Here is a 25,760-nt window from a genome sequence, read left to right as displayed (position 1 = left end):
CACGAATCGCGGAAGTCCGACGGTCGCTTCTCCCGGCATCGGGAGGTGCAAAAATTTGCCGATTCGGCGTGGCAACAACCGGCAATTTTTTGCCGGTTGACATCGGGCAGTACCGGCGCCAATACTCTCCGGGAAGATCATCGAGGCGATATCAAGATCGAATCCCACGCTATTAGTGGTTGGAGTTCCTTTGGATAGCGTCGGCTTACCGGCGGACTCTTCGGCGCTGCAGAGCAGGCCGCATGCCTTCGACGCATCGGCGGCCATAGGCGGCTGTCCCGGATTGATGACGGCTTTTCTGCTCGTGCCGTGCGCACCCTACGGGTCGGTCGGTTGTGCGGATACGGAGCGCAGGGTTCTCACCCGCCTCAGGGCGAGCCACCAAACGGAAGAATCCATTCGGGAAAACCCGCTGTGGGAGAGCTACCGCGCTTTCTACGCGGCGATGAACGTCAAGCCCAGCAGTGTCTCGACCCCGCTGAAGCAGGCGCTACGGATCATGCGCCGGGACGCCTACCGGCCGATCCACCCCGTCGTGGACGTCTGCATGGAGATCGAGTACTCGACGCTGTGCAGCTTCCAGGTCTATGACCGCGACCGCATCGGCAGCCGCGTCGTCTACGGACCGGCCGACGGCCCGGGGGCGGACGACGGGATGCGGCAGGTGCGCCCCGGGGAGCTGGTGCTGTCCGACGAGCACGGCATCATCCACTCGCCCACCTGCGGCAACGGCGCCGGGCGGCTCGTGGGCGACACCTCGGGCGCGGCCCTCGTCCGCGTCCTGAGGATCCCCGGCATGGCCGCGGACACCTTCACCGGCGCCGTCGAGGAAGCGGCCAGGCGGCTCTCGGCCGCCGACGTCCTCGTATTGAGCGCGGATTCCCCGACCGGAAAGTGCGGCTGAGCCGACTTTCGCGCCCGGCGCCCGCGGGGTCCGGCATACGCCTCTTTTCACCCTCTCTCGCACATTCGGGCATGCAGTCCTGCCCGCGCACAGCGCGAACTCTCGACGAAGGAAGACTTGGTATGGGAACGGTCATTGTGGTCGGCGCGGGTGGTTCTGGTCTCAGCGCGGCCATTGAAGCAGCCGACAACGGCGCCGACGTCATTCTGGTGACCAAGACGCTGTACGAGAGCCAGAAATACAAGTGGGCCTCCACCGGCGGATGCACCTGGAAAACCCACGCCTTCAATGCCGCCGTCGCGGCCGGCGACAGCGTGGCGGCGCATGTGCACGACACGATCGTCGGTGGCTCGCAGGCCAACAACCCCGAGCTGGTGGACACCTTATGCAGAGGCGCCCGCGACCTCGTCCACTGGCTTGAGGGGCTCGGCCTGGCCTTCGAGCGGGATGCCGGCGGGGAATTCGCCACCCGCCCGTTCGGCGGCTGCGGAACTCCGCGCGGCGTCTATCTCGAAGACCGTCTCGGCTACCACATCCAGAGCGTGCTCACCGCCCGCCTCGGCGAGCTGGTGGCCGGCGGCCGTATACGCATCGTCTCCGGTGTGCGTGCCTCGAAGGTCCTCCGCGATGCCGACGGCCAGGTGAACGGCATCGAGGCCACGGCCGTGGACACCCTGGAACGCATGGTGATACCCGGCGCCGCGGTGATCCTCGCGGACGGCGGCGGCGCCTCGATGTACGCCCCCTCCGCCGCCTCCATGGACAAGTCCTGCGACGGCATCGCCCTGGGCCTGGCCGCCGGGGCCGCCGTCATCGACATGGAGTTCCTCCAGTTCCACCCCACGGGCCTGGCCTCCGGAGTCCTGACCTTCGACGGCAGCCTCGTCGAGGAGGCCCTCCGCTTCGACGGCGCCCTGCTGCTGAACCGTGACGGCGAGCGCTTCATGCTCGACCACGACCCGCGCGGCGAGATGGCGACCCGCGACGTGGTGTCCCGAGGCATCTACCGGGAGATCATCGAGGGCCGGGCGTTCGACGACGGCGCCGTCCGGCTGGACATCTCCGCCTGCGCCCACCTCATCCCCACCACCTACCCCGCGCTCGACGAACGGCTCATCCAGGCCGGCTTCGACCCCCGCGACGTCACCTCGCTCAAGATCCGCCCCACCGCGCACTTCCTCATGGGCGGCCTGCTGATCAACTCCCGTTCCGAGACCACCGTCCCCGGCCTGTACGCGGCCGGCGAGACCGCCGGCGGCGTCCACGGAGCCAACCGGCTCGGCGGCAACGGCCTCTCCGAGTGCCTGGTCTTCGGCCGCATCGCCGGCCGCAACGCCGCCGCCGAGTGCCGGGACCTGGCCGCCGGCGGCGAGATCAAGGTCGTCGGCTCGCTCAACCTGCCCTCGTACAAGGGCGGCGACACCCCCGAGACGGTGCTTCAGGACCTGCGGGCCGCGATGTACTGGCACGCCGGTCCGGTGCGCACCCGGCGCGGTCTGACCACCATGCTCGGTCTTTTGGAGACCTTCGAAGAGCGGGCCGGGCGGCTCGCGTTCACCACCGGCTCCCGCGCCGCCGGCCAGGTGCAGACCGCGACCGACCTGTCCAACCTGCTGCTGGCCTCCCGGCTGATCGTCGAGGGGGCGCTGATGCGCGAGGAGTCGCGCGGAGCGCACTACCGCGACGACTTCCCCCAGCAGTCCGACGACTTCATCGGCTACAGCGCGGCCCTCAAGGAGGGCCGGCTGGTCTGGGCCCCGTACATGCACACGGCCTGACCGCGCCTTCGCCCCCCGTTCCGCCCCTCCTGTGCCGCCGCAGCGGCGGCACAGGAGCACTCACCCCACCCGGAAAGCATCAGATGGCCGCGACCGGCAAGAACACACCACCCCTCGCCTATGTCCGCTTCGGAGAGAATCCGCTCCGGCGCATCCCCCAGCTGTTCATCGGCCTGGCCCTGTACGGGTTCAGCCTCTCCGTCATGGTGCGGGCCTCACTCGGGGTCAATCCCTGGAGCGTGCTGTACGAGGGCCTGGAGAACTACACACCGCTCAGCTTCGGCGCCATCAGCGCCGTGCTCGGTGTCCTTGTCCTGCTGACCTGGATACCGCTCAAGCAGAAGCCCACGTTCGGGACGATCGCCAACATCATCGTGCTGGCGTTCTCCTCCGACCTCGGCCTCTCCCTCATCCCGGAGGACCTCGGCCTTCCGGTGCGCATCATGCTGCTGATCGGCGGCATCGTCCTCAACGGGCTGTCGATCAGCATCTACGTGGGGGCGCGCTTCGGCCCCGGACCACGCGACGGCCTGATGACGGGGGCCTCGGCCACCTCGGGCAAGTCCATCCGGCTCATCCGGACCCTCATCGAGATCACGGTCCTGATCATCGGCTGGCTGCTGGGCGGCAGTGTGGGAGTCGGCACCGTGCTCTACGCGCTGTGCGTCGGCCCGGTCACCCAGTTCTGCCTCCCGTGGTTCGCCTACCGGGCCGTCGACGAACGCCGGCCCGCCGCGGAGGCGGCCCCGGCCGTCGCGTAGCCGGCGCGGCCCGTCCGCGGTGCCGCGGAAACGGGGGCGGCCGGCGCCTCTTCGGGCGTCAGCCGCCCCCGCCGCCTTCGGCGCAGGTGAGGACGACGAACCGCAGATCCTGGTGGTAGGCGGGGACCAGTACGTGGGACACGATGCTGATCTGCTGCCGGCCGAAGCGGGGCAGCCGCAACGCAAAACGATGGCCGTCTCCATAGGCGACGACGCGCGGCTCCTCTTCCCACAGCCGCCGGCACTGCGGATTGCGCAGGAGTTCGTCGCGGAGCGCGCCGAGTTCCGCATTCCCGGGCGTCGCGGCGAGTGCGAACCGCAGCTGTGCCAGATAGGTCGCGGCGTGCTCGGGCCAGTGGACGAACTGCTCCCGGGCCTCCCGGGAAGCCAGTGCCCAGCGCAGGAGGTTCGCTCGCGGCTCGTGTACCCAGGGAAACCACTCTTTCATCGCCTGATTGCATGCGACGAGGTCCCACACGCCGTCCGTGCAATAAGCGGGGTACGGCATCTGCATATCGAGAAGGGCCTGCAGAGAACCGGTCGCAAGAGCGCCGGACGCGCGCGTCGGCGCTCGGCCTCCGGCGACGAATCGCCGCAGCGCCATCCGCTCGTCCGGTCCCAGTAACAGCACTTCGGCCAGGCGGTCCGCGGTGGCGGGCGACAGGCGGTCCGGCGCACCGCGCTCGACATCGCGGTACCACCGCACGCTCACGCCCAACTCGGCCGCCACCTCGGCCTGTGTCAGCGGCTTTCCCCTGCCGAGTGTGCGTCCCGCCTCCGCCCGCCAGGCGCGGAGCAGCCCCGGGATTTCGAGTGCGGCATGGGGTCTTGGGGGAGCCGACTCCTCGTGGGCGAGAGCCGATAACTGATCAGACATCTTCCGAATTGCCATGCATGCGATTCGCCCCCCGTGCCTCATGTCAAAGAATGGGCTTCAGAGTACGCCATGACCTTGCACGATGAATGTGAGCCATTTCTCCCCACGACGCCTTGGCCAGGAGCGGGATGCGGATATCGACGCCGTAGCCCGTCAGGCTTTTTACGTTGATTTAATGGAGTGGATACGCGGCCATGACGGTCGCCTCTAGGGCGTGGCCGCGTCCACGGCGGCCGCCGCGTCGACCCGCAGCGGCAGCGACTTCAGACCGTGGATGAAGTTCGACACCAGCCGCCGCGGCGGAGCGGCGACCGCCAGCGCGGGCAGCAGCCCGGCCGTCTCCTCGTACAGGACCCGCAGTTGCAGGCGGGCGAGGTGGGCGCCGAGGCAGACGTGCGGGCCGTCGCCGAACGAGACATGGGGATTGGGGGTGCGGGCCAGGTCCAGCCGGTGCGGATCGGTGTGGACCCGCTCGTCGTAGTTCGCCGAGCCGTGGAAGACGACGACCTTGTCGCCGGCGCGGATCGGCCGGCCGGCCAGCTCGGTGTCGTACGCCGCGGTCCGGCGGAACGTGAGCACCGGCGGGTGCCAGCGCAGCAGCTCCTCCACGCAGGTCGCCGTACCGACCGCCCCGGTGCGCAGCGCGCGGTACGCGTCCGGGTGCCGGGCGAGTGCCAGCAGGCCCCCGGGGGCCGCGCTGCGCACGGTGTCGTTGCCCGCGATGGTCAGCAGGAAGAAGAACATCTCCAGTTCGGGGGCGGTCAGTTCGCGGTCCGAGGCGAGGACGGTCAGTACGTCGTCGCCCGGGTGCCGCCGCTTGTGCGCGGCCAGCTCCCGCGCGAAGGCGAACATGTCCTGCAGCATCGCCGGAGAGCGCGGATCCGCGGGGCGGCCGTCCGGGCCGGACGCCGCGGGGCCCGCCTCGTCGGGGTCCTGGTAGCCGATGACGCGCCGGGTCCAGTCCAGGAGCAGCCCGCGCTCCCCGGGCGGTACGCCGAGCAGATCGGCGAGGTTGAGCAGCGCGTAGTCGTCGGTGACGGAGGCGACCAGGTCGCAGACGCCGTCCCCGCCGCGCGCCGTATCGACCGCCGCGGCCAGCAGCCGGCGGGCCCGCTCGCGCACCACCGCCTCGAAGCGGTCCACCCGGCCGCGGGTGAAGGCCCGGCTGACCAGACGGCGCAGCCGCCCGTGGTCGTTGGGGTCCTGGCTGCTCGGTGGAGAGCCTGGGGAAGGGTCCTGATTCAGCATCATCCGGCGGATGAACGGCAGGTCGGCGGGGTCGGGATCGCGGATCTGGGTGGCGCCCAGATAGGAGGAGAAGGTGCGCGCGTCCTTCAGGACCCGTACGACGTCCGCGTGCCGGGTCACCGCCCAGAAGCCGGGGCCGGCGGGCCAGCCCAGCACCTCGTGCTCCTCCTGCCAGGCCACCGGGTACCGGTCGCGCAGCAGCCGGTACGCGGCGTGCGGCAGACCGTCCGCGTAGCCGCGCGGATCGAAGACGTCCGGTACCGCCTCCGGTGCGCCCGAGGACGCCGGCGCACCGGAGGCGGTACCGGCATCCGGATCGGCGGCCCCGGTCATTCCGCCGCCGTCCGCCCGCCGTTGCCGTCGCCGACGTCGGCCCGCAGGAAGTCCTCCACCGCCCGGATCAGCTCCAGCGGCGTCTCGTCCATGGCGTAGTGCCCCGCCCCCGGCAGCTCGACCAGCTCGGCGCCGGCGAACCACCGCAGCCAGGTCTGCCGCATCAACTCGGCGCTCAGCGCGGGGTCCAGCGCCCCGGCCACCGCCAGTGCCGGCACCGCCGAGCCCTCGACCTCGTCGGCGAACCCCTCCCCGGCCCAGGAGTCCAGCCAGGTCCGGAACGCCTTGGCCTCGCTGCGCTCCAACGACCGCCGCACCATCCGGTCCAGCCAGGCGGCCGGGCGCCGCCCGCCGGAGGTGAGGTCGATGATGGCGCGCCGGTTCTCCGGGGTGTGCTCCGCGGCGGAGAACAGCTCCCACTGCTCGGGCGGCATCGGGAAACCGGAGGCCGGGACCGGCGAGACCCCCACGATCCGGCGTACCCGGTGCGGTGCCGCGGCCAGCACCCGCTGGGCGACGCTGCCGCCCATCGAATGGCCGATCACCGAGAACCGCTCCCAGCCCAGCCGGTCGGCGAGGGCCAGCACATCGGCCGCGCCCTCCGTCGTGGTGTACGCGCCGTCCGCGCCCCGCGCCTCGCCGTAGCCGCGCAGATCGACCAGCGCGTACTGGAAGGCGTCCCGGTCGAGATCCGGCAGGACCGGGTCGAAGGCGGACCGGTCGGCGAACCAGCCGTGCACGGCGAAGACCTTGTGCGCGCCCGAACCGTGCAGGGTATGCGGCAGTACGAAGGAAGCCACGCTCACTCCAGAGGTGTGACGGAACGTCGACGCCCCCGGCCACCACCGGTGGTCACGGGGCGATTTCCGACCACATTGGCCGTAACCTCCCCGCCGTGCAAGACCCCGCCCCGGCGACACGGCGCGGGCCGGTACGGCCCGCCCGGGACCGGGCAGGCATCCCGGACATGACCGTCCTCGTCGGAACCTCCGGTTGGCAGTACAAGGACTGGCGCGGAGTCCTCTACCCGCCCGACCGGCCGCAGCGGCTGTGGCTGGAGGAGTACGCGCGGCACTTCGCCACCGTCGAGAGCAACGCCGCCTTCTACCGGCTGCCCGAGGAGCGGACCTTCGCCGACTGGCGGGAGCGGACCCCCGAGGGCTTTGTGATGGCGGTCAAGGCGAGCCGCTATCTGACGCACATCAAGCGGCTGCGGGATCCGGCGGAGCCGGTCGGGCGGCTGATGTCGCGAGCCGCGGCCCTCGGCCCGCGGCTCGGGCCCGTCCTGCTCCAGCTGCCGCCCACGCTGCACGCCGACGCCGCGCTGCTGGACGACTGCCTGGGCTGCTTCCCGGCCGGTACCCGGGTGGCCGTCGAGCCGCGCCACCCTTCGTGGTGGACCGGGGAGATCCGCGCCGTACTGGAGCGCCGGGGCGCCGCGCTGTGCTGGGCGGACCGGGGCTCCCGGCCGGTGGCACCGCTCTGGCGGACCGCCGACTGGGGGTACGTGCGCTTCCACGAGGGCCGCGCGGAGCCCTTTCCGCGCTACGGACGGCAGGCGCTCGCCACCTGGGTGCGGCGGATCGCCGACACCTGGCCGGACCGGGCCGAGGTCTATGCGTACTTCAACAACGACCTCGGCGCGGCGGCCGTCCTCGACGCCGCCCGCTTCGCCCGCGCCGCCGAGGCCGCGGGCCGCTCGGTGAGCCGTACGCCGTCCGGGCGTGGCGCCGCCCACTGAGCGCGGGCCGGGGATATATCTGCGCGTACCGCTGGGCGAGCTGACGAGGTGACATACGGTGATCCGTAGACGGGTGGTGGTCTCCGGGGACGTGCAGGGCGTGTTCTTCCGCGACACCTGCCGGCGCACGGCGGACGCGCATGCGGTGGCCGGCTGGGTGCGCAACCTCCCGGACGGAACGGTGGAGGCCGTCTTCGAGGGCGAGCCCGAGCGGGTGCGGCAACTGGTGGACTGGGCGCACCAGGGCCCTGCCACGGCGCTGGTCGACGCGGTGTCCGTACGGGAGGAAGCGCCGGAGGGCCTGCGGGGCTTCGAGATCCGGCCGACGCCGGGAGGGTTCTAGGGCCTGTCCGATGGGTCGGGGTCGGAAAGACCGCGGCGTCTGGTGCGGTGCATCGCAAGGCGCCGGAGCGTCTCGATAGCGGAGCTATCGGGATCATTCGGCAACGCCGCGAGGTGCCGTGCCAGACGCCGCGGGCCCGGCCAGGACCCATCGGACAGGCCCTAGGCTCCCTCAGAGGTACAGCCCCGCGTCGGCGCCGGAGTCCTGGGGCGGGACCGACGCGGGCCGCGTGCCGCGCCGGAGCGCGTACAGCTCGGCCAGGGTGGCGCCGTCGCGGCCGATGCCGCGGTCCGCGCCGAGCCAGTTGACCGCTTCGGGACGGGTCAGCGGGCCGACCTCGATACGGGCCAGACAGCGGCCGGGGCGCACCACGGCCGGGTGCATCCGCTCCAGGTCCTCGTTGGTGGTGACGCCGACCAGGACGTTGCGCCCCTGGCCCAGCAGCCCGTCCGTGAGGTTGAGCAGCCGCGACAGCGCCTGGCCGGCGGCGTGCTTGGCCTCGCCGCGGATCAGCTCGTCGCAGTCCTCCAGGAGCAGCAGCCGCCAGCGGCCCTTCCCGGTGGAGTCGTCCTCACCGATCGCGATGTCCATCAGATAGCCGACGTCGTTGAACAGCCGCTCCGGGTCCAGGACGCAGTCCACCTGGCACCAGTCGCGCCAGGAGCGGGCCAGGGTGCGCAGCGCGGAGGTCTTGCCCGTACCGGGCGGGCCGTGCAGCAGGAGCAGCCGGCCGGCGATCTCCGCGGGCACCACCTTCATCAGCCGGTCCATCGCATCGGCCACCGGCGCGGTGTAGTTGGGCCGGATCTCCTGCCAGGTCCCGGCGGAGATCTGCCGGGAGGTGCGGTGCGGGCCGCGGCGCGGGGAGAAGTACCAAAAGCCCATCGGCACGTTCTCCGGCTGCGGCTCCGGTGCGTCCTCGGCGCCGTCCGAGGCCTGGTCCAGCACCTTCTCGGCCAGTTCGTCGGTGACGGCGGTGACCGTCACGTCGGCGCCGCGGTTCCAGCGGGAGACCAGCAGGGTGTAGCCGTCGCCCTCGGCGAGCGTGGCGCTGCGGTCCTCGTCCTTCGCCGAGCGCAGCACCCGCGCGCCCGGCGGCAGCAGCGTCAGCCCGGACTTCACCCGGTCCACCGACCGGCTGCGGGAGTACGGCTGCTCGCCCTTGGTGAACCGTCCCAGGAAGAGCGCATCGATGACATCGGACGGCGAATCGCTGTCGTCCAGGGTCAGGCGGAGCGGAAGAGACTCCTCCGCGACGGTCGGCTGGACATGATCGGCACACATGACGCCATGATCTGCCACCGCCGCCCGCCGCGTACACGGATTATCCCCACCGGTGTTTCTCCGTACGGAACGGGACCGGTAACCCGAAAACCGGGTTTACCGGGCGGTTGGGTCGCTAATCTCCCTTTGTGCGACGTCATGGTGGGGAACGTCAGACAACGGCCTTCGTGGTCGTGGCAGGGGTGCTCGCGCTGGCACTGGGCCTGATCGCGCTGGTCATGTGCACCGCTCCGGGGCAGCCGGCCCGCGACGCCAAGGGGCGTTCGCCGTCGCGGGCCGCCGGACCGGCCGTGGGCTGGGGGTTCACCCACACCCAGTTCAGCGCCGACCAGGGCGCCGAGGAGGCCCAGGACCGGGTCGCACGGCTGCTGTCCGACCACCCGATGCCGCAGAACCAGCACATCATGGGCTGGGGCGCGCAGAACCCCGAACCGAGCCCGGGCCGCTACGACTTCGCCGACCTGGACCGCCGGATCGCGCTGATCCGGCGCACCGGCGGCACCCCCGTGGTGACGCTGTGCTGCGCACCGGACTGGATGAAGGGCGGCACGGCGGGCGGGACCGACTGGGACGCCCTGGAGAAGGCCCCCGACCCGGCCCACTACGCGGACTTCGCGGCCCTCGCCGGAAAGGTCGCCCGGCGCTATCCGGACGTCCGCCACTTCGTCGTCTGGAACGAGTTCAAGGGGTTCTTCGACGACGCGAAGGGGCGCTGGGACCACGAGGGCTACACCCGCCTGTACAACCTCGTCTACAAGGAGCTGAAGGAGGTCGACGCCCGAAACCAGGTGGGCGGTCCCTACCTGGTGATGGACAGCCATGTGCCGGGCGACGACACCTACGCGTCCCGCCTCAAGGGCCCGTGGGGCAGCATCGACCGGCGCACGCTCGACGCCTTCGACTACTGGAACCGGCACAAGGCCGGCGCGGACTTCGTGGTCGTCGACGGCTCCAGCTACAGCAAGGACGACCGCTTCGCCCCCGGCCCGTTCACCGCCGCCCGGAAGTTCGCCGACGTGGGGCGGTGGCTGCGCGAGGAGAGCGGGCTGCCGCTGTGGTGGGCGGAGTGGTACGTCGAGATCACCGACGACGGCGCGCGCGACGGCGGGGGCGAGCGGGCCGCCTGGAGCGAGCGGCGGCGCGTCGCCGCGCAGGCCACGGCCCTGGTCGAGATGGCGGCGGGCGGCGCCACCAGCGGGTTCTACTGGAACCCGGAGACCGACGGTGCCAAGGACTGCCCCGGCTGCCTGTGGACCGGCACCGAACGGGACGACGGCGGACGGGAGCTGCCGATGATGACGCTGCTGTCCCGCTTCTCCCGTGCCTTCCCGCCGACGGCCCGGCCGCGGGAGATCGACACCGGCGGCACGAGGATCCTGGGGCTGGCCGACGACCGGACGGCGCTGCTGGTGAACACCGCCGACCGCCGCGGCAGGGCGACGGTCGACGGGGCGGACCTCACCCTGGACGGGTACGAGGTGCGCTGGCTCGACCGCTCCTGAGGGCCGAGCACGAGCAGCCGGCGGCCCGCCCCGGCCCTCCCCGTCCCTACGACAGCGTCGTAAACCGCTGCACCAGCGACGCCAGGAACACCAGCAGCAACGGCATCGCGAACCAGAACATCCCCTGGACCCAGTGCCGTCGGCGCACGCTCGGCGAGGCCGCGACCCGGAGCACCTCGCGGGCCGCCAGCACCGCGACCAGTGCCACCAGCGCCAGCGCGCCGAGCACCGACCACGGCGTCCAGGTCACCTTCGGGCCGGGCGGCCCAGGGCGGGGCGGGGCGGCCTCGCCCGCCGGGCGCCGGGCCGGCTCGTACACCGCCGCATGCTCGTTGGCGAGCACCCGCCGGAGGTCGCCACGCCGGTCCAGTGCGGTGCGCAGCCGCCCCTCCCAGCCCGCCGGGTACCCGGAGTCCAGCCGCAGCGACTCCGCCTGGCCGTGGTTGACGATCAGATACGACTGCGGACCGGCGTCCCGCAGGGCGGTGACGAGCGGCCCCACCCGGGCCGGATCGCGCGGTGCCAGGGTCGGCTCGTACTGCACCCGCTCCATGTCCCGGGCGCCCCAGGGCATCGCCGGGGTGACGCTGCCGACGGGGTCCTGGCTCGGCCACAGCAGCCGCACCGTGGGACGGTCGTGCGCATAGACGTAGTCCATCGCCGCGACCTCACCGGGCCGGATCCGCTCGAAGGGCTCGTTGCCCCAGCGGGCGACGAGGAAGCCGACGGCCAGGAGCAGCCCCGTCAGCAGCGCGGCGAGCGGCCCGAGGCCCCGCGGGGTGTCCGTACCGCGGGGGAACAGCGCCAGCGCCGCCAGCACACAGGCGCCGGGCAGCGCGAACAGAAAGACCCGCAGCGCCATCTCGCCGCCGTAGGACTGCATCCCGAAGGCGAGGAAGGGCACGAACGCCAGGGTCGGCAGCGCGCGTTCGGTGAAGCCCGCCGCCCGCCGTCGCAGCACCCCGAAGCAGGCCAGCGCCAGCACCCCGCCCGCCAGCGCCACCCGGGCGTACAGCACCAGCTTGTGGGTGGGGTCGCCGCCCCCGATCCGGTCCGTCACGGACGAGGAGACATTGCCGCCGATGCCCCCGAGCCCGCCGAACAGCTCGTCGAAGTGGCCCGACCAGTACGGCTCGGCCAGGAACCCCACCCACGCCGCGACCAGGACGCCCAGCAGCAGCGGCAGACCGCGCAGGGTGCAGCGGCCGACGAGCACCAGCACGGTCAGCACGCCGAGCATCACGAACGGAGTGAGCTGATGGGCCGCCACCGACGCCGCGAACAGCGCGATCAGCGTGGTGAGCAGCACCGCGAGCCGGCCGCGGCCCGCCGGATGCGGCTCCGCCTCGCCCGGCCGCCGCCCGGACCCCGCCGCCACGGCCGCCGGCCGGGTACGGAACCACACCAGCAGGATCGCCACGAACGCCAGGTAGAGCAGGTAGGTGAAGCCCTGCGGCGAGAAGTAGTCCTGGCCGACCCAGCCGCACAGCGCGAACAGCCAGGCCGCGCACCACTTCGCCCGCCAGCTCGCCCGTACGGCCCTTAGGAGCAGGAACAGCGGTGCCAGGTACAGCAGTTGGATGGCCGTCGGCCACCAGCGCAGGACCTCGGTGAAGTCGGTGACACCGCACGCCTGGGCGAGGAACTGCACCCCGGCGAAGAAGCCCGGCCAGCTCCAGCGGGCGTCCAGGTCCGGTACCGCGGTGCCGGTCCGGCCGACGTGGTCGAGGAAGCCGAGGTGCTGCCAGGCCGTGGGGAAGCGCGGTTCGGTCTCCAGGACGGCCGGCAGCGCGTGCAGGGCCACCACCGTCAGCACCAGTACGGTGGTGAGCAGGGCGCGGCGCGGAGTGCGCAGCCAGAGCGCCCAGGCGTACGCCCCCACCAGCAGCACCACGCCGGCCAGTGTCGCCGCGGGCAGCACCGAGATCAGGCCCAGCCCCGACATGCGGTCCAGGTCGGCGTCGCCCCTACCGCGCAGCGGCAGCCAGAACAGCGCCAGGGCGGCGGCGAGCAGCGCCCAGCCGACCGCGGTGTGCCGCCTGCCCGCGCCGGGGGCGGCCGAGGTGGCGCTCGCGCGTGGCGCCTCCCGCGGCCCGCCCCCTCCTGTGAGGTCTGAGGTGAAGGGGGGCGCGCCGCCGCCGGAAGCCTTGATGAGCGGGGGCTCTTCGCCGTCGGCCCTGCCGAACGTCCGCACGCCGTCGCCGAGATCCCCGTACACCGCCAGATCCGCCAGGTCGCCGTCCGGTGCCACACCGTCCGCGGGGGTCCGGACCGCCGGTGCGGCCGCCCCCCAGCCGCGCAGCACCCGGCGCAGCCGTCCGCTCGCGATCGCGACGATCACCGCCAGGCTGGCGACCTCGGCGACGCCGGCCCCGGCCAGCCCCATCCGCGGCAGCAGCACCAGCGTCAGACCGAGCACCAGCACGCACAACAGGCCCTGCAGGGCGGCCAGTCCGGACGTCCGGCTCTGGGCGCGCAGCACCGCGAAGTGCACCTCCATCACCACGCGCAGCGCGGCGCCCACCGCGAACATGCGCAGCAGCGGCGTGGCCGCCTGTGCGTACCCCGGCCCGAAGACGCCGAGGAGGTAGGGCGCGCAGACGAACAGCGCGAGGCAGACCGGGACCATGATGCGGGCCATCCGCCGCAGCGCGGCCCGGGTGTGGTGGGCGAGCCGCGCCGGATCGTGGGCGCCCTCGACGGTCAGCGAGGCGCCCATGTTGAGGGCGAGCAGGTTGACCGTGCCGCCGATGGTGGTGGCGATGTAGAAGTACGCGTTGTCCGCCGCGCTGACCTGGGACGCCACCAGGACCGGGACCAGGTAGACCACGGCGAGGGAGAACAGCGAGCCGGTGTAGTCGCCGGCCAGGAAGCGGCCCATCTCCCGCGGCGACGGGGGGCCGGCGGGGTGCCGCGTGGTCCGTACGTGCCGGGGGATCAGCCGACGGAACACCAGCCAGGCGAGCGGGACGACGGAGACCGCGATCGCGGCGACCCAGGAGACGAACACCCCGGCGGTGGGGACCGCGGCGGCGAAGACCACCAGCAGCCCCAGCTTCACCGCGGAGAAGGCGAGATTGCCCACCGGCACCCACAGCGCGCTGCGCAGCCCGGTCAGCACCCCGTCCTGGAGCGTGAGCAGCGACCAGGCGACCACGGCCAGGAGGAAGCCCAGGCCGTTGAGGGGGCCGTGCAGAAAGCGGTAGGAGGGCCCCCAGAGGTCGAGGGTGAGGAGGAAGGCGGTCGCGGCGACCGCCACCACGACCGAGCTGCCCCCGTACGTCCGCAGCACCAGCCATCGGGTGGTGTGGCCGGCCACCGGGATGAAGCGGGCCAGCGCGCCGGTCAGGGTGACCGCGGTCAGCCCCGCCAGCAGCTTCATCGCGGCGATCGCCGCCGAGCCCTGGCCGACCGCGGACTCCGTGTAGAAGCGGGCCGCGACCAGCCAGAACGCCAGCCCGAGCAGCCCGGAGACACCGGTGTTGAGCATCAGCGCGTAGGCGTTGCGGAACAGCGGACTGCCGCCGCCCCGCCCGTCCGGCCGCGGTGGCCTCTCCTCCGCGCGCTCCTCGGCCCTGGTGGTGGTCTCGGACACCGGCTCAACTGCCCCTTCTTCCGCCGCGGGGAGGCCGCGGCGGGCTCGGCGTCAGCGGCCCGTCGCGCACAGCCGGACCGCCTGTCGTGATCTGCGGACCACCGCGTACCCCTTGGTGAGCACCCGGTCCCGGGTGAAGGCGCGGAGCAGCCCGCGGCCCTCGACGATCCGGGCGAACTCCTCGGTGCCGGTAGCGCGCCGCACCGTCAACCGCGCCAGCGCGTACGGCCCCTGACGGCGGGCCGCCAGGGTATTGCCCACCGCGAGCGCCTGCCGGAACCCCAGCCCGCGCACGGTGTGCCGCACCCGCCGGCCGGAGTGGCCGTAGGGGTAGGCGAAGGACTCCGGTGCCGTCCCGACCTCGTCGGCGATGATCTCCTTGCAGCGCAGCACCTCGTGCCGCAGCCGCGCGCCGCCGAGGTCGTCCAGCGGGGGGTGGCGGTGGCTGTGCCCGCCGATCTCCACCCCGGCTCCGGCCAGCTTCCGCACCTGGTCCCAGTCGAGCATGGCGTCCGGCGCGCCCCCGGTGCCGTACGGGCCGCGCAGCCAGCCCGTGGTGACGAAGAGGGTGGCCGGGAAGCCGTGCCGGGCCAGGGCCGGCAGCGCATGCCGGTACACGCCCTCGTAGCCGTCGTCGAAGGTGATCAGCACCGGTCGCTCCGGCAGCGGGCCGCCGCCCCGCCAGGCCGCCGCGAGCGCCGCGGCGGTCAGCGGGGTGAAGCCGCCGTCGGCCAGGACCGCCAGCTGCTCCTCGAACGCGGTCGGCGTCACCGACAGCTCCCGTACGGCGGGTGTCGGGGCCACCGCCACCGCGTGGTACATCAGGATCGGCACCGCGCCGGGGCGGCCGCTCATGCCGCCGCTCCCTCGTGCGCCGCGGCCGCCGCCCCGTCGCCGGGCCCGTCGACTCCGGTATCGGCAAGGGGCGTTCGCCTCCGGCGGGCCCGCAGCGTGCCCCAGGCGTAGCCGGCCGCCGCGGCCGCCGTGCCGGCCACGATCGCGCCCGCCCGGCCGGCCCCGCCGGGCCTTCCCCGCAGCGCGTCCCGTACCCCGCGCAGCACCCCGGCGGGCAGCACCCGGGCAGTGTGGCGGCGCTCGGCCGCCAGCCCGTCCCGCGCGCCGACACTCCGCGCCACCAGCGCCTTGGACAGCCCCTCGGCGTACGCCCGGCTGCGGAAGTAGCCGAACCGCTGCCGCCCGGCCGGCACCCGGTGGTGGATCACCGACCGGTCGTCGATCAGCAGCACCGCGTCCGGTATCAGCCGCGAGATCCGGATGCACAGCTCGGTCTCCTCGCCCCCCAGCGGCCGCCGGTCGCCGTCCCGGCCGATCCCGGTCGCGAACCCGCCGACGAGGTCGAACGCCACCCGGCGGAAGGAGGCGTTGCCGCCCAGCACATTGCGCACCCGCACCTTCCCCGGCGGCAGACCGCGGTAGGTGCAGCCCACCACCCAGTCGAACTCCTCGGGGAACCACACCGGGCGGCGGCCGGACTCCCAGGCCGGTTCGGTGCGGCCGCCGACCGCCATCACCGCCGGGTCGGCGTACGCCGCCGCGAAGTGGCGCAGCCAGTCCCGCTCGGCCACCGCGTCGTCGTCGAGAAAGGCGATGACCTCGCCGTCGGCGGCGGCGATACCGGTGTTGCGCCCCGCGGAGAGTCCGCGGGGCCCCGAATTGGCCATGATCAGCAGCGGAGTAGACGGAGCACTCGGTGCGTTCGCGCCCGTGCAGGCGCCCTTGAAGTGCGCCCTGAGCCGGTCGAGCAACCGCTGGTGGTGGTCCACCACCAGCAGCAGCTCATGGGCGGGATGGGACTGCCCGCGGACGGACTCCACCGCGGCCAGGATGTCCTCCCACCGGTCCTCGGTGTGGACGCAGACGACGACGGAGATCCGCAGCGCCGGGCCGACCGCCGGTCTCCGAGGGTTCACCGAACCTCCCGGAGAATCCGGCTTCCCGTGGAATGGGGCAGGGCAGGCCGAATCGCCGCCGGGCGATTCGGCGTCCGCCCTCCGCGCCGGTGAGGGGCACCGCAAAGATCAATAGGGCTCAACTGTCAGTCCTCCCGGGGAGGTTCGGTACATGACGGCAGAAGCGACGACGGGGCACGCCGGGCCCGCCCGGTACCCCCGTGAGCGGGGATCCCCCCTCGTTTGCGAGGAGGAGGAGGAGGAGGAGGAGGAGTCACAGCGCGTCCCCGGTGATCAGCGCCGGCCGGGCCACCCGCTTGCGCCGGGTGCCCCGCTCGCGCAGGATCACCCGCAGCACCCGCAGACCGTCGCGCACCGCCCGCAGATTGCTGACGCCGTGGATGCGGTGGTACTCGTGGCTGGGGATCTCCTGCACCCGCAGCCCGGCCTTGACCACCCGGATGTTCATCAGCGTCTCGACCTCGAACCCCGCGCAGTCCAGGGCGATCTGGTCCAGGCAGTGCCGCCAGAAGGCGTTGTAGCCGTAGCACAGATCGGTGTAGCGGGCACCGAACTTGGCGTTGACGACGGCGGTCAGCACACGGTTGCCGAGCTTGCGGATCGGGGTCATGTCGTCGGTGCCGCCGCCGTTGGCGAACCGCGAGCCCTTGGCGAAGTCCGCCCCGGACACCAGCGCCGAGACATAGCTGACGATCTCGCCGCCGTCGGCCGACCCGTCCGCGTCGACCATCACGATGATCTCGCCGCTGCAGGCCGCGAAACCACTGATCAGTGCGTCGCCCTTGCCCTTTCCGCGCTGCGGTACGACGGTGACGTCCGGTCGCAGTTCACGGGCGACGCGGACCGTGTCGTCGGTGGAATTCCCGTCGACCAGGATTACTTCGTGAATCCAGTCCGGCAGGGTTTTGAAGACGTATGGAAGGTTCTCCGCCTCGTTCATCGCCGGAATGACGACGCTCACCGGCGGTGCGATGGCCAGATGTGAGGAAACAGGACGGTAGACGGCCTGGTCCGGCAGCAGCGTCAGCGGCGGCTCTTCCGCGTCGGCCGGGCGAAGGAACGAGCTCATGGGTTGATTTCCCTCTCGTCCGGTGGACCGCCCACCCCCGGGCGGTCCGTGCTGGATATCCGGGTCGAAAGGGGGGTTCACACCCCGCTGCGCACGGCGGAACCGCCGTGCGAACAGGGCGAGCTGGCATGCGTGTCGGCGAACGCGCGGCTCGTGCTCCGGACCTCGTCGAGCCGTGACCGGCAAGCCGGGACCGGGCGCACGGGACCCCCCAACCGCGCACCGCACCGGGCGCTTCATCGTGTCGCCGAGCCCTCCCCTGGAGCCGCCTTGCGATGATCGTCCGATGCGGGTGGATGTGCGACGGTATTGATGAATGGGACTGTAAGGCAAGACGTTCCACGTCAAATACCGTTTGGCGCAATTGGCCGGTACGCACTGATGTACGCCAATATTCATGCACCGGCGTACGCCCCTATTGCGCCGTCTCCATTGCGGCGGGAATTCCGGGTGCGCGGGGGCTCATGCAATCGGGCGCTCAGTGCCCCGACCGGATTCGGCCCATCCGTTTGAGCAGGCGGTCCGCCGGCTCGAACAGCTCCGGCCGGGCGAGCACCGCGTTGCGCAGCGCACGCACCGGCGCGCGGCGGGCCCGGTGCCCCAGTGCGACTGGATGGCGCCGCATCACCCATCCCTCGGACACCAGGAGTTCACGGGTCTTGAGGGAGTCCTTGTAGTCCTTCGTCCCGCGCCCCAGGTCGAGATAGGCCAGCGCGTCCGCGGCCGCCGCCTGCGCCATCCGCAGATGCAGCACCAGCCCCGGCGAGTACTTGGCGAACCGCGGGTCGTAGGCCGGGAACCAGCAGGCGAGCACGGACGGCGAGCGCAGCCCGAAGTGCGCCGCGACCGGCCGCTCGCCGGCGTAGAGCACCGACAGCAGCCCGGCGAAGGAGTCCGTACGGCTGTGGAACAGCCGCTGCACCAGCCGGACGATCCAGGCGTGCGCGAAGCGGTCGCCGCGCCCCGTCCTGCGGTACTGGGCCGACTTCCAGCGCATCAGCGTGCGCAGCGCCGCCGGGTCGCGCTCGTCGTGGACATAGCGCAGCGGCCCGACATCCCGGCCGAGCCTGCGCTCCTTGGCGAGAGTGGTGCGGGTGAACTTCGGCGACCGCGCCCGCAGCCCGGCCAGATACGCCTCGAAGCCCTGGTCCACGTCGATGACGGGCGAGGCGTGCCGCCCGAACGAGGGCGTCTCGAAGGCGGGCTGGCCCGCCACCAGATGGTCGAACTCCAGCACCGACAGTCCGCAGGCCCGCAGCAGCTCCTGGGCGTTCCACCCGAATCCGGGCCGGTGCACCAGCCCCTGCGCGTCGGAGACGCCCAGCCCGATCGCCCGCCCCACACCGAGCGCCGAGCGCTGGAAGGGCAGGAACGCCGCCGGGGCGCCGTCCTCGTGCACCACGGCGATGCGTACGCCGCCCCGGGACCGGTCCACGGCCAGTGCGAACTCGGGGGCGAGGAACGGGTTCGCCAGCTGCGGCGCCCCCAGGGACCGCGCCTCGGCCTGCAGCGCGGTCCAGGCGCCGCGTTCGGCCTCGGTCAGCCGGCCGGGGCGGTGGACCGCGAGATCCACCTCAGCCCGCCCGCCGTCCGGGCGTCCGGCCGGGCCGCCGCCGCAGCGCGCTCCACAGCAGCACCGCGCCGCTGAACACCGTCACCACGAGCACTCCGCCGCGTACCGACCACAGATGCAGCGCGAGCATGGTCTGCGCCACCAGCAGGTCGACGGCGAGCGCACCGGCGCCGGCGACCACCGCGCGGCCCAGCGGATCGGTCCGGCCGAGCGCGCCGGCGATCGCCGCGGCCGGCGCCATCAGCAGGAAGAAGAAGGTGAACGGCGCGCGCAGCGGTGAGCCGATGTCCGCGAGCGCCAGGACGGCCCCCACCCCGGCGATCCCGGCCGCCACTCCGGCCAGCAGCGAGAGGCCGGTGCCCGCCGGCCGCTCCTCGGGCGGTGGCGGCTCGTAGGAGCCCTTGTCGTCGATGGTGTCGGTGCGCATTGGCAGCTCTGCCCCCCGTACGGCCGGATGCCGGGCCTCAATGTCGCGCAACGCCGAGAGCACCGTCAAGACACGAAGAAGGCCGGAAACCTACGCAACCCGACAGCGGGTGCGGGAACCTGCGGGCCGCCCACAGACGGCGCAATGGCGGGCCGGCGGACCGGCCGTCCGGAGACTGGGGGAACCAGAGCGGGGGCCGATCCGACCCTGATCCACCGGACATGCCCCCAGGTCGAGAGCCCGGTGGAAGGAGTCGCGTCGGTGGAGACGCCGAGTGGGGGCGCGCTCACGGTGATCATGGTCGGGCTGACCGTGGCCACCGGTGTGCTCGACGCGGTCAGCTTTCTGGCGCTCGGTCAGGTCTTCACCGCCACCCAGACCGGCAATCTGCTCTTCCTCGGGTTCGGCATCGCCGGGCAGGGCGGGCTGCCGGTGGCCGCCACGGCGGTCTCGCTCGCGGCCTTCCTACTGGGCGCGGCGCTCGGGGCCCGGCTGGAGTCGACGCTGGCCGTGGGGCAGCGCCCGTGGTTCCCGGCCGCGCTCGTCGTGGAGGCGGCGCTGCTGTTCGCGGCGGCCTGGGAGGGCGGGCCCGGACCGGTGCTCGGCCGGCGCCATGTCGTGGTCGCGCTGATGGCGGTGGCGATGGGCATGCGCAATGTCACCAGCATGCGGGCCGCCGCCCCGGACCTCACCACCACCGTGGAGACCCGGGCGATGGCGGCCCTGGTCAGCGGGTCGCTGCTGGGGCACGACGAGAAGCCGGGGTACGGCTCCCACGCCGGGGCCCGCCGGCTGGCCTCCGTGACCGCGATGTTCGCCGGCGGTCTCCTGGGGGCCGGTCTGCTCGGCCTGGGGACCCGGCCGACGCTGGTGATCCTGCTGGTGGCGGTGTTCGTCGCGGCCACCGCCTTCCTGATGTACGGCCTCGTCCACGGCCCCCGCCCCAACGGGGGCTGACGCCGCGCCGCCCGCGCCCGCCGCCGCGGCCGTGCCGGGCCCCGGACGGCGCACCGCCGCCCGGGGCCCTATGGGCACGAAGGGTCGCACCGCCCCTACGGGACGATCTTCAGCAGCTTGTTGGGCGAGCCGCTGCCCGGGTTGGTCACCACCCCCGAGGTGGCGCCGTTCGTCAGGGCCGTGGCGACCTGCGCCGGGGTGGCGGTCGGGTGCCCGGCCAGGTAGACCGCGGCCGCACCGGTCACATGAGGGGTGGCCATCGAGGTGCCGGAGATGGTGTTGGTGGCCGTGTCGCCGGTGTTCCAGGCGCTGGTGATGGAGCTGCCGGGCGCGAAGAGGTCCACCCGTGAGCCGTAGTTGGAGAAGGACGAGCGGGCGTCGGAGGACGTGGTCGAACCGACCGTGATGGCCTCCGGGACCCGGGCGGGGGAGTAGTTCTGGGCGTTGGCCCCGGAATTGCCGGCGGCGACGGCGTAGGTCACCCCGCTCCTGATGGAGTTCTGCACGGCGGTGTCCAGGGCCGCGTCCGGGCCGCCGCCCAGCGACACGTTGGCCACCGAGGGGCCGCTGTGGTTCCTGGTGACCCAGTCGATGCCCGCGACGACCTGGGCGGTGGTGCCGGAGCCAGCGTCGTTCAGCACCCGCACCGCCACGACCTTGGCCTTCTTGGCGACGCCGTACGCCGTGCCCGCCGCGTTCGCCGCGACATGGGTGCCGTGGCCGTTGCCGTCCTGCGCCACGTTGTCGTTGTCGATCGCGTCGTAGCCGTTCACCGCCCGGCCGCCGAAGTCCTGGTGCGTCACGCGGACGCCGGTGTCGATGACGTAGACGGTCGCGCCGGCGCCCGCGCTGTCCGGGTAGCTGTACTTCTTGTCGAGCGGCGGCTCGGCCTGGTCGATCCGGTCCAGGCCCCAGGACGGCGGGTTGGTCTGGGTGCCCAGGGCGTGCACGGTGCGGTCCTGGAAGACCTTGTCGACCGCCGGGTCGGCGGCCAGCGCTCCGGCCTCCCGGGCGGAGAGCCTGGCGGCGTAGCCGTTGAGCGCGGCGGTGTAGGTCCGCCGCACCGTTCCGCCGTACTCGGATATCAGGTCTCTGCCGTCGGCCGAGGCGGCCTTGAGGCCGGCCGAGCGCTTCAGCGTGACGATATAGCTGCCGGGCACCGCGTCCGGGGCGCCGGCTCCCACGACGGTGCCCTCGGCGGGCGCCGCGTGGGCGGGGAAGGCGAGCGTGCCGAGGGCGGCGGCCGCGGTGGTCGCGGCCAGCGCCGTGGCGATCCGCAGCGTGGTCGAACGCCGCGCGGAGGTGCGGGGGGTGGTGGAACGCATCACTGCCATCGCGAGGGAGTCCTCCTCATCGGTGGCGCGCCGTGGTGCGCGCGCAGGGGGGTTGCGTACGGGGTCGTACGCACCTGGGGGGCGGCGGGGGAGTCCGTTGAACCGTTGACCGCCCGTCAGAGAGATTCGCGGGCCTCGAACACGGACGGCAAGGGTTCTGTCGGGATGTCATATGCACGTCACGGCAATGCAATGACATGGCAGTGAACATCCGCCCGGATCGGCAGATTTACCGTGAACTGCGCCATGACTTTTGACATGAACACTTCCGACTGTCCGTGAACCTTGCTACGACGGATAGGGCAGAGATCCTGCTAAGGGAGGTTCCATGAGACTGTCCCGATTCGCGGCCTTGACGTCCGCCTTCTTCGTCACCACGGCGCTCGCGCTCACCGGCGCGAGCGCCGCCGCGTCCGCCCAACTCCCCACCGCAACCAGCTATGTGGCCCTCGGCGACTCGTACTCCTCAGGCGTCGGGGCCGGCAGCTACGACGGCACCAGCGGCTCCTGCAAGCGCAGCAACCGGGCCTACCCGGCCCTCTGGAACGCCGCGCACACCCCCTCCTCGTTCGCCTTCACCGCCTGTTCCGGAGCCCGAACGGGTGATGTGGTGAACAATCAGCTCGGCCCGCTCAACGCCTCCACCGGCCTGGTCAGCATCACCATCGGCGGCAACGACGCCGGTTTCGCCGACACCATGACGACCTGTGCGCTCCAGGGCGAGAGCGCCTGCCTGGCCCGCGTCGCGCAGGCCCGGACCTATATCGACAACACCCTGCCCGGCAAGCTCGACACCGTGTACGACGCGATCGACCAGAAGGCCCCGAACGCGCACGTGGTGGTCCTGGGCTACCCGCGCTTCTACAAACTCGGCGGAAGCTGCGTGGGCGGCCTCTCCGAGAAGTCCCGGACCGCGATCAACGCCGCGGCCGACGCCATCAACGGCGTCACCGCCAAGCGCGCCGCCGACCACGGCTTCGCCTTCGGCGACGTCACCACCACGTTCTCCGGCCATGAGCTGTGCTCCGGCAGTGCCTGGCTGCACAGCGTGACCTTCCCCGTCGACGAGTCCTACCACCCCACCGCCGCCGGCCAGTCCGGCGGGTATCAGCCGGTGTTCGCCGCCACCGCGTGACGACCCGCACACCGGGCGCCGGGGAGAGTCCGTGAGATCCCGGTCTCTCCCCGGGCGTTCCGGCCCCCCGTCGGCCGCCTCCGGACAGCCCGGCCGAAGCCCGACGGTCCCTCAACTCGCCCTGGTACGCGCCTTGTACGTGACATTCCGTATGGTGTTCGTCAACGTCAAGGCGAGGCAGGTGAATCCGTTGACCGGTCTGCACGCGTGTCCGCCAAGAGAGATAGGGTTACCCTGCCCGGGCCGGGTGCCCTCGTAAGGGTGGGGAGATTCATGGAACAGATAACAGTGCGTAGCAGGGCGAGAGTCCCTGCCATCAATTGCGGGAGCAGTGCGTCCAGCGCGCGTCTCGACCGCCATCTCGCGGTGCTGGGTGGCCCCGCCATCCCGCACCGGGAGACGGAGGGCGCGACCTCGCTGATGCAGGAGCTCACCGCGCGCGATCACGCGCGTACGAGGAACGGCCGCGGCGCCAGGGTGTCGCTGTTCGCGCCGCTGCGCAGGCTGCGGCGTTCGCTGTTCGGGGGGCACGGCTGACCCGCTTCACCAGCGGCTTACCGGGCGGCCGGCCCGCCCCCGCCCGACCGGTCCGCCCAGCACCACCCGTCACGTCGTGACGGGTGGTTTTTTCGTGTCCGGGCGGCCGCCTCCGCATCTCACTGCGTACGCTGTACGTAACGAGGAGGGTGGCGAGGTGATCGATCCATGGCGGCAGGCGGCCGTGCGGCCGGACCCGAGGTGATCTGGGCGCGACCCGAGCGGGCGGGCCGCGGCCCGAGGCCAGCCTTCACCCGCGACCGGATCGCGGAGGCGGCGGTGCGGATCGCCGACGAGTCCGGGCTCGCGGCGGTCTCCATGCGCCGGGTGGCGACCGCGGTCGGCTGCGCCACCATGTCGCTCTACAACTACGTGCCGAGCAAGGGCGATCTGGTCGACCTGATGGTCGATCGGGTCGGCGGTGAGTACCGGCTGCCCGACCGGCCCTCCGGGGACTGGCGCGCCGATCTGCTCGACCTCGCCCATCAGGAGCGGGAGATGATAGGGCGTCATCCCTGGATGCCGGGCGCCGTGCTGTCGCACCGCTTCCTGGGGCCCAACGCCCTGCGCTACATGGAGTACTGCCTCGCCGCGCTGGAGGGCTCAGGTCTGGACGACGGGCTCAAGCTGGAGCTGATCTCGCTGGTCAACGGCACGGTGCTGGCCATGGCCTCGGCCGAGCAGGCGGCCGCCGAGCGGGCCAAGGAGTCCGGCCACAGCCCCGAGGCGCGGCTCGCGGCACAGACCGGCTATCTGCGCACGGTGGTCGGCACCGGGCGGTATCCGCTGGTGGCCCGCGCCCTGGCGAAGGGCGCACCGGCCGGCGATCCGGACGAGGTCTTCGCGCGGCTGATCGGGCGGGTGCTCGACGCCTACGAGGCGTCCGCGGCCGGCGGCACCGGCTGACGGGCGGTAGGCGCCGCCCCCGCGACGTGTCGTGCCGGGCCGCGGCGTACGGCCCGGCGGTGCGCAGGCCCACCAGGCGACCACGAGGGGAAAACCCGCGCTCACAGCAGCGCGAACTGGCCCTCCGGGCCCTCCTCGTGGTGGTCGAGGACGGATGCCGGGCGGTAGGCGGAGACCGGCGCGGGCAGCACGCCGTCCGCCCGCAGACCGTCCGCCGTCAGCTGCGGGCCGTCCTCCGTCCGCCGGTTCAGCTCCTCGTGCCGGGGCCGGAGTTCGGCCAGCAGTGCCAGGACGGTAACCAGCTCCAGCAGCTCCGAGGTCCACTCCTGGCGCCAGTCGGCGGGACGCAGCGCGGCCAGCGAACCCGCCTCGGGCGGCGGTGCCCCGTCCGCCGCCGCTCCGGTGCGCTGGGCGAACCACGCCGCAAGGACGCGTACGCCGCCCGCGTGGAACTCCCACGCTCCCTTCGGCACCGGCGCGATACGGCCGTCGCCGAGCAGCAGCGCCTCGCCCTCCGGCTCGTAGCCGAGGGTCTCGGGCAGCCCGCGGGCGGGCAGCGCCGAGCGCACGTACGGGCGGCGGCCGCCCGGCATCCGCGGCCGCTCACCGGAGCCGGCCGGTCCGCCCCCGGGCACGTGGCCGCCCCGGGTGAACAGCCACAACAGCCGGGTGCCGAGCGCGACCCCGCGGTCCCAGACCTCCGGGTCCGCGGTCAGCGGCACCACCGTGCCGTCGGGGGAGTGGCGGGCGGCGGCGAGGATCCAGGCGAGCAGGTCCTCCGGGCCCGCCGGCCGGTCCAGTCGGCGGCCGAGCAGGGCGAGCAGGCCCGGGGGCAGGTTCGGCTCCTGTCCGCCGGGGCGGCGGTAGAGCGGGTGGATCCGCCCGGGGCGGCCGGCGGGCGCGCTTCCGTCGGGCAGCAGCGCCGAGCACACCACCGCGGGGCCGGCCGGCTCCGGCACCGGCCCCGATCCGACCGCGTACAGCTGGTGCTCGTCCGCCACCCGCCACAGCTCCGGCCGGGCCGCGTCGATCAGCCGGTGGTCGGGCAGCAGCCACTGCTGGTCGAACGGGCCGTGCAGGATCCGCACCGGCTCGGGGCACGGCCCGCTCGCCCGGTACAGCCGCCCGGTCCCGGTGGCCTGGCCCGGCAGCTGGCCGACGGCGGAGTGCAGGGTGCGGGCGCGGGACGGCCGGAAGAGCCGCTCGCGGGCCGCCGCGTCCTCGGCGTTCACCAGCGCCGCCCAACGGGCGCGCAGGGTGGCCGGATCCGGCGCCCGCACCCAGGAGCGGCCGAGCCGCAGCGGCGGCACGGACCACGGCATGAGATCCGACAGCCGTGGCGCGTCCTGCTTCGCCGTCACGCGGAGCCCCTCCCGGACCGTTCGGTTGACCCCGGCATGGTATCCACGGGCCCCGCGGCCGCGCCGGGCCCGAGGCCCCACCCGCCGCCGAGGCGGTCTTCCGCCTGCTGATCTTGGCGGAGTACGGTCCTGAGGCGTACGCCCGGCATGCTCAGGGAGGACCG

The 25,760-nt window shown here is 72.8% G+C and carries 22 protein-coding genes; 10 read left to right on the top strand and 12 right to left on the bottom strand.

The window, feature by feature from the left end:
- Positions 1 to 445 precede the first annotated feature (445 nt).
- The 3 genes from ACZ4NB_RS29380 to yczE all read left to right on the top strand — a co-directional run bounded on the left by ACZ4NB_RS29380 (position 446) and on the right by yczE (position 3,443).
- A complete protein-coding gene (locus ACZ4NB_RS29380) occupies positions 446 to 904 on the top strand; it encodes a hypothetical protein (RefSeq protein ID WP_467666071.1) in 459 nt (152 codons plus the stop codon).
- Between the two features lie 122 nt (positions 905 to 1,026).
- Positions 1,027 to 2,682, top strand: coding sequence for an L-aspartate oxidase (locus ACZ4NB_RS29375; RefSeq protein WP_467666070.1), 1,656 nt, complete (start codon positions 1,027 to 1,029; stop codon positions 2,680 to 2,682).
- Positions 2,683 to 2,765: 83 nt separating this feature from the next.
- On the top strand, positions 2,766 to 3,443 hold the full coding sequence (gene yczE, locus ACZ4NB_RS29370) for a membrane protein YczE (RefSeq protein WP_467666069.1): 678 nt from the start codon (positions 2,766 to 2,768) through the stop codon (positions 3,441 to 3,443).
- Positions 3,444 to 3,501: 58 nt separating this feature from the next.
- On the opposite strand, the gene ACZ4NB_RS29365 is transcribed toward yczE, so the two are convergent.
- The 3 genes from ACZ4NB_RS29365 to ACZ4NB_RS29355 all read right to left on the bottom strand — a co-directional run bounded on the left by ACZ4NB_RS29365 (position 3,502) and on the right by ACZ4NB_RS29355 (position 6,701).
- Positions 3,502 to 4,320: an MmyB family transcriptional regulator gene (locus ACZ4NB_RS29365; protein WP_467666068.1), complete on the bottom strand. Its 819-nt coding sequence runs from the start codon at positions 4,318 to 4,320 to the stop codon at positions 3,502 to 3,504.
- Positions 4,321 to 4,527: 207 nt separating this feature from the next.
- On the bottom strand, positions 4,528 to 5,901 hold the full coding sequence (locus tag ACZ4NB_RS29360) for a cytochrome P450 (RefSeq protein WP_467666067.1): 1,374 nt from the start codon (positions 5,899 to 5,901) through the stop codon (positions 4,528 to 4,530).
- Entirely contained in the window at positions 5,898 to 6,701 is an 804-nt protein-coding gene (locus ACZ4NB_RS29355; protein ID WP_467666066.1) for an alpha/beta fold hydrolase, read from the bottom strand. Before ACZ4NB_RS29355 ends, ACZ4NB_RS29360 begins: the two co-directional genes overlap by 4 nt.
- A 167-nt stretch (positions 6,702 to 6,868) precedes the next feature.
- On the opposite strand from ACZ4NB_RS29355, the gene ACZ4NB_RS29350 reads away from it, so the two are divergent.
- The gene (locus tag ACZ4NB_RS29350) at positions 6,869 to 7,642 is read left to right on the top strand and encodes a DUF72 domain-containing protein (RefSeq protein WP_467666139.1); all 774 of its coding nucleotides are present in this window, start codon (positions 6,869 to 6,871) and stop codon (positions 7,640 to 7,642) included.
- A 58-nt stretch (positions 7,643 to 7,700) separates the two neighbouring features.
- Complete coding sequence (locus ACZ4NB_RS29345; protein ID WP_467666065.1) at positions 7,701 to 7,985, top strand: acylphosphatase; 285 nt, start codon at positions 7,701 to 7,703, stop codon at positions 7,983 to 7,985.
- Between the two features lie 171 nt (positions 7,986 to 8,156).
- Here ACZ4NB_RS29345 and ACZ4NB_RS29340 read toward each other — a convergent pair whose 3' ends face one another.
- Positions 8,157 to 9,269, bottom strand: a complete 1,113-nt coding sequence (locus ACZ4NB_RS29340) for a DUF5925 domain-containing protein (RefSeq protein WP_467666064.1) — start codon at positions 9,267 to 9,269, stop codon at positions 8,157 to 8,159.
- Between the two features lie 128 nt (positions 9,270 to 9,397).
- On the opposite strand from ACZ4NB_RS29340, the gene ACZ4NB_RS29335 reads away from it, so the two are divergent.
- Complete coding sequence (locus ACZ4NB_RS29335; protein ID WP_467666063.1) at positions 9,398 to 10,771, top strand: xylan 1,4-beta-xylosidase; 1,374 nt, start codon at positions 9,398 to 9,400, stop codon at positions 10,769 to 10,771.
- Between the two features lie 46 nt (positions 10,772 to 10,817).
- Here ACZ4NB_RS29335 and ACZ4NB_RS29330 read toward each other — a convergent pair whose 3' ends face one another.
- From ACZ4NB_RS29330 to ACZ4NB_RS29305, 6 genes are all read right to left on the bottom strand, one after another.
- Entirely contained in the window at positions 10,818 to 14,366 is a 3,549-nt protein-coding gene (locus ACZ4NB_RS29330) for a lipopolysaccharide biosynthesis protein (protein WP_467666062.1), read from the bottom strand.
- 51 nt (positions 14,367 to 14,417) lie between these two features.
- Positions 14,418 to 15,221 carry a polysaccharide deacetylase family protein gene (locus ACZ4NB_RS29325; protein ID WP_467666061.1) on the bottom strand — a complete coding sequence of 268 codons (804 nt, stop codon included), beginning with the start codon at positions 15,219 to 15,221 and terminating at the stop codon, positions 14,418 to 14,420.
- On the bottom strand, positions 15,218 to 16,297 hold the full coding sequence (locus tag ACZ4NB_RS29320; RefSeq protein WP_467666060.1) for a glycosyltransferase family 2 protein: 1,080 nt from the start codon (positions 16,295 to 16,297) through the stop codon (positions 15,218 to 15,220). Before ACZ4NB_RS29320 ends, ACZ4NB_RS29325 begins: the two co-directional genes overlap by 4 nt.
- A 253-nt stretch (positions 16,298 to 16,550) precedes the next feature.
- Positions 16,551 to 17,366, bottom strand: a complete 816-nt coding sequence (locus tag ACZ4NB_RS29315; protein WP_467666059.1) for a glycosyltransferase family 2 protein — start codon at positions 17,364 to 17,366, stop codon at positions 16,551 to 16,553.
- A 478-nt stretch (positions 17,367 to 17,844) separates the two neighbouring features.
- The gene (locus tag ACZ4NB_RS29310; protein ID WP_467666058.1) at positions 17,845 to 18,939 is read right to left on the bottom strand and encodes a GNAT family N-acetyltransferase; all 1,095 of its coding nucleotides are present in this window, start codon (positions 18,937 to 18,939) and stop codon (positions 17,845 to 17,847) included.
- 1 nt (position 18,940) lies between these two features.
- A complete protein-coding gene (locus ACZ4NB_RS29305) occupies positions 18,941 to 19,366 on the bottom strand; it encodes a hypothetical protein (protein ID WP_467666057.1) in 426 nt (141 codons plus the stop codon).
- Between the two features lie 261 nt (positions 19,367 to 19,627).
- On the opposite strand from ACZ4NB_RS29305, the gene ACZ4NB_RS29300 reads away from it, so the two are divergent.
- Entirely contained in the window at positions 19,628 to 20,323 is a 696-nt protein-coding gene (locus ACZ4NB_RS29300) for a YoaK family protein (protein ID WP_467666056.1), read from the top strand.
- Between the two features lie 95 nt (positions 20,324 to 20,418).
- Here the strand turns inward: ACZ4NB_RS29300 and ACZ4NB_RS29295 are convergent, their stop codons facing one another.
- Complete coding sequence (locus tag ACZ4NB_RS29295; protein ID WP_467666055.1) at positions 20,419 to 21,657, bottom strand: S8 family peptidase; 1,239 nt, start codon at positions 21,655 to 21,657, stop codon at positions 20,419 to 20,421.
- 328 nt (positions 21,658 to 21,985) lie between these two features.
- Here ACZ4NB_RS29295 and ACZ4NB_RS29290 point away from each other — a divergent pair, with 328 nt between their 5' ends.
- The 3 genes from ACZ4NB_RS29290 (at position 21,986) to ACZ4NB_RS29280 (ending at position 24,235) form a co-directional block, all read left to right on the top strand.
- On the top strand, positions 21,986 to 22,792 hold the full coding sequence (locus tag ACZ4NB_RS29290) for an SGNH/GDSL hydrolase family protein (protein WP_467666054.1): 807 nt from the start codon (positions 21,986 to 21,988) through the stop codon (positions 22,790 to 22,792).
- A 273-nt stretch (positions 22,793 to 23,065) separates the two neighbouring features.
- Positions 23,066 to 23,329, top strand: coding sequence for a hypothetical protein (locus ACZ4NB_RS29285; protein WP_467666053.1), 264 nt, complete (start codon positions 23,066 to 23,068; stop codon positions 23,327 to 23,329).
- A 168-nt stretch (positions 23,330 to 23,497) separates the two neighbouring features.
- Positions 23,498 to 24,235, top strand: a complete 738-nt coding sequence (locus ACZ4NB_RS29280; protein WP_467666052.1) for a TetR/AcrR family transcriptional regulator — start codon at positions 23,498 to 23,500, stop codon at positions 24,233 to 24,235.
- 101 nt (positions 24,236 to 24,336) lie between these two features.
- On the opposite strand, the gene ACZ4NB_RS29275 is transcribed toward ACZ4NB_RS29280, so the two are convergent.
- Entirely contained in the window at positions 24,337 to 25,596 is a 1,260-nt protein-coding gene (locus ACZ4NB_RS29275) for a type ISP restriction/modification enzyme (protein WP_467666051.1), read from the bottom strand.
- Positions 25,597 to 25,760 lie beyond the last annotated feature (164 nt).

It is taken from the genome of Streptomyces sp. NPDC026575, assembly GCF_055567415.1.
The sequence above is the reverse complement of the archived record's forward strand: the minus strand, read 5'-3'. Positions and strand labels throughout refer to the sequence as shown.

Excerpts from the sequence above, each read along its gene's own strand:
- ACZ4NB_RS29380 (WP_467666071.1), top strand. The coding sequence starts at position 446 with ATGAACGTCAAGCCCAGCAGTGTCTCGACCCCGCTGAAGCAGGCGCTA.
- ACZ4NB_RS29375 (WP_467666070.1), top strand. The coding sequence starts at position 1,027 with ATGGGAACGGTCATTGTGGTCGGCGCGGGTGGTTCTGGTCTCAGCGCG.
- yczE (WP_467666069.1), top strand. The coding sequence starts at position 2,766 with ATGGCCGCGACCGGCAAGAACACACCACCCCTCGCCTATGTCCGCTTC.
- ACZ4NB_RS29365 (WP_467666068.1), bottom strand. The coding sequence starts at position 4,320 with ATGTCTGATCAGTTATCGGCTCTCGCCCACGAGGAGTCGGCTCCCCCA.
- ACZ4NB_RS29360 (WP_467666067.1), bottom strand. The coding sequence starts at position 5,901 with ATGACCGGGGCCGCCGATCCGGATGCCGGTACCGCCTCCGGTGCGCCG.
- ACZ4NB_RS29350 (WP_467666139.1), top strand. The coding sequence starts at position 6,869 with ATGACCGTCCTCGTCGGAACCTCCGGTTGGCAGTACAAGGACTGGCGC.
- ACZ4NB_RS29340 (WP_467666064.1), bottom strand. The coding sequence starts at position 9,269 with ATGTGTGCCGATCATGTCCAGCCGACCGTCGCGGAGGAGTCTCTTCCG.
- ACZ4NB_RS29325 (WP_467666061.1), bottom strand. The coding sequence starts at position 15,221 with ATGAGCGGCCGCCCCGGCGCGGTGCCGATCCTGATGTACCACGCGGTG.
- ACZ4NB_RS29315 (WP_467666059.1), bottom strand. The coding sequence starts at position 17,366 with ATGAGCTCGTTCCTTCGCCCGGCCGACGCGGAAGAGCCGCCGCTGACG.
- ACZ4NB_RS29305 (WP_467666057.1), bottom strand. The coding sequence starts at position 19,366 with ATGCGCACCGACACCATCGACGACAAGGGCTCCTACGAGCCGCCACCG.
- ACZ4NB_RS29295 (WP_467666055.1), bottom strand. The coding sequence starts at position 21,657 with ATGGCAGTGATGCGTTCCACCACCCCCCGCACCTCCGCGCGGCGTTCG.
- ACZ4NB_RS29290 (WP_467666054.1), top strand. The coding sequence starts at position 21,986 with ATGAGACTGTCCCGATTCGCGGCCTTGACGTCCGCCTTCTTCGTCACC.
- ACZ4NB_RS29285 (WP_467666053.1), top strand. The coding sequence starts at position 23,066 with ATGGAACAGATAACAGTGCGTAGCAGGGCGAGAGTCCCTGCCATCAAT.
- ACZ4NB_RS29280 (WP_467666052.1), top strand. The coding sequence starts at position 23,498 with ATGGCGGCAGGCGGCCGTGCGGCCGGACCCGAGGTGATCTGGGCGCGA.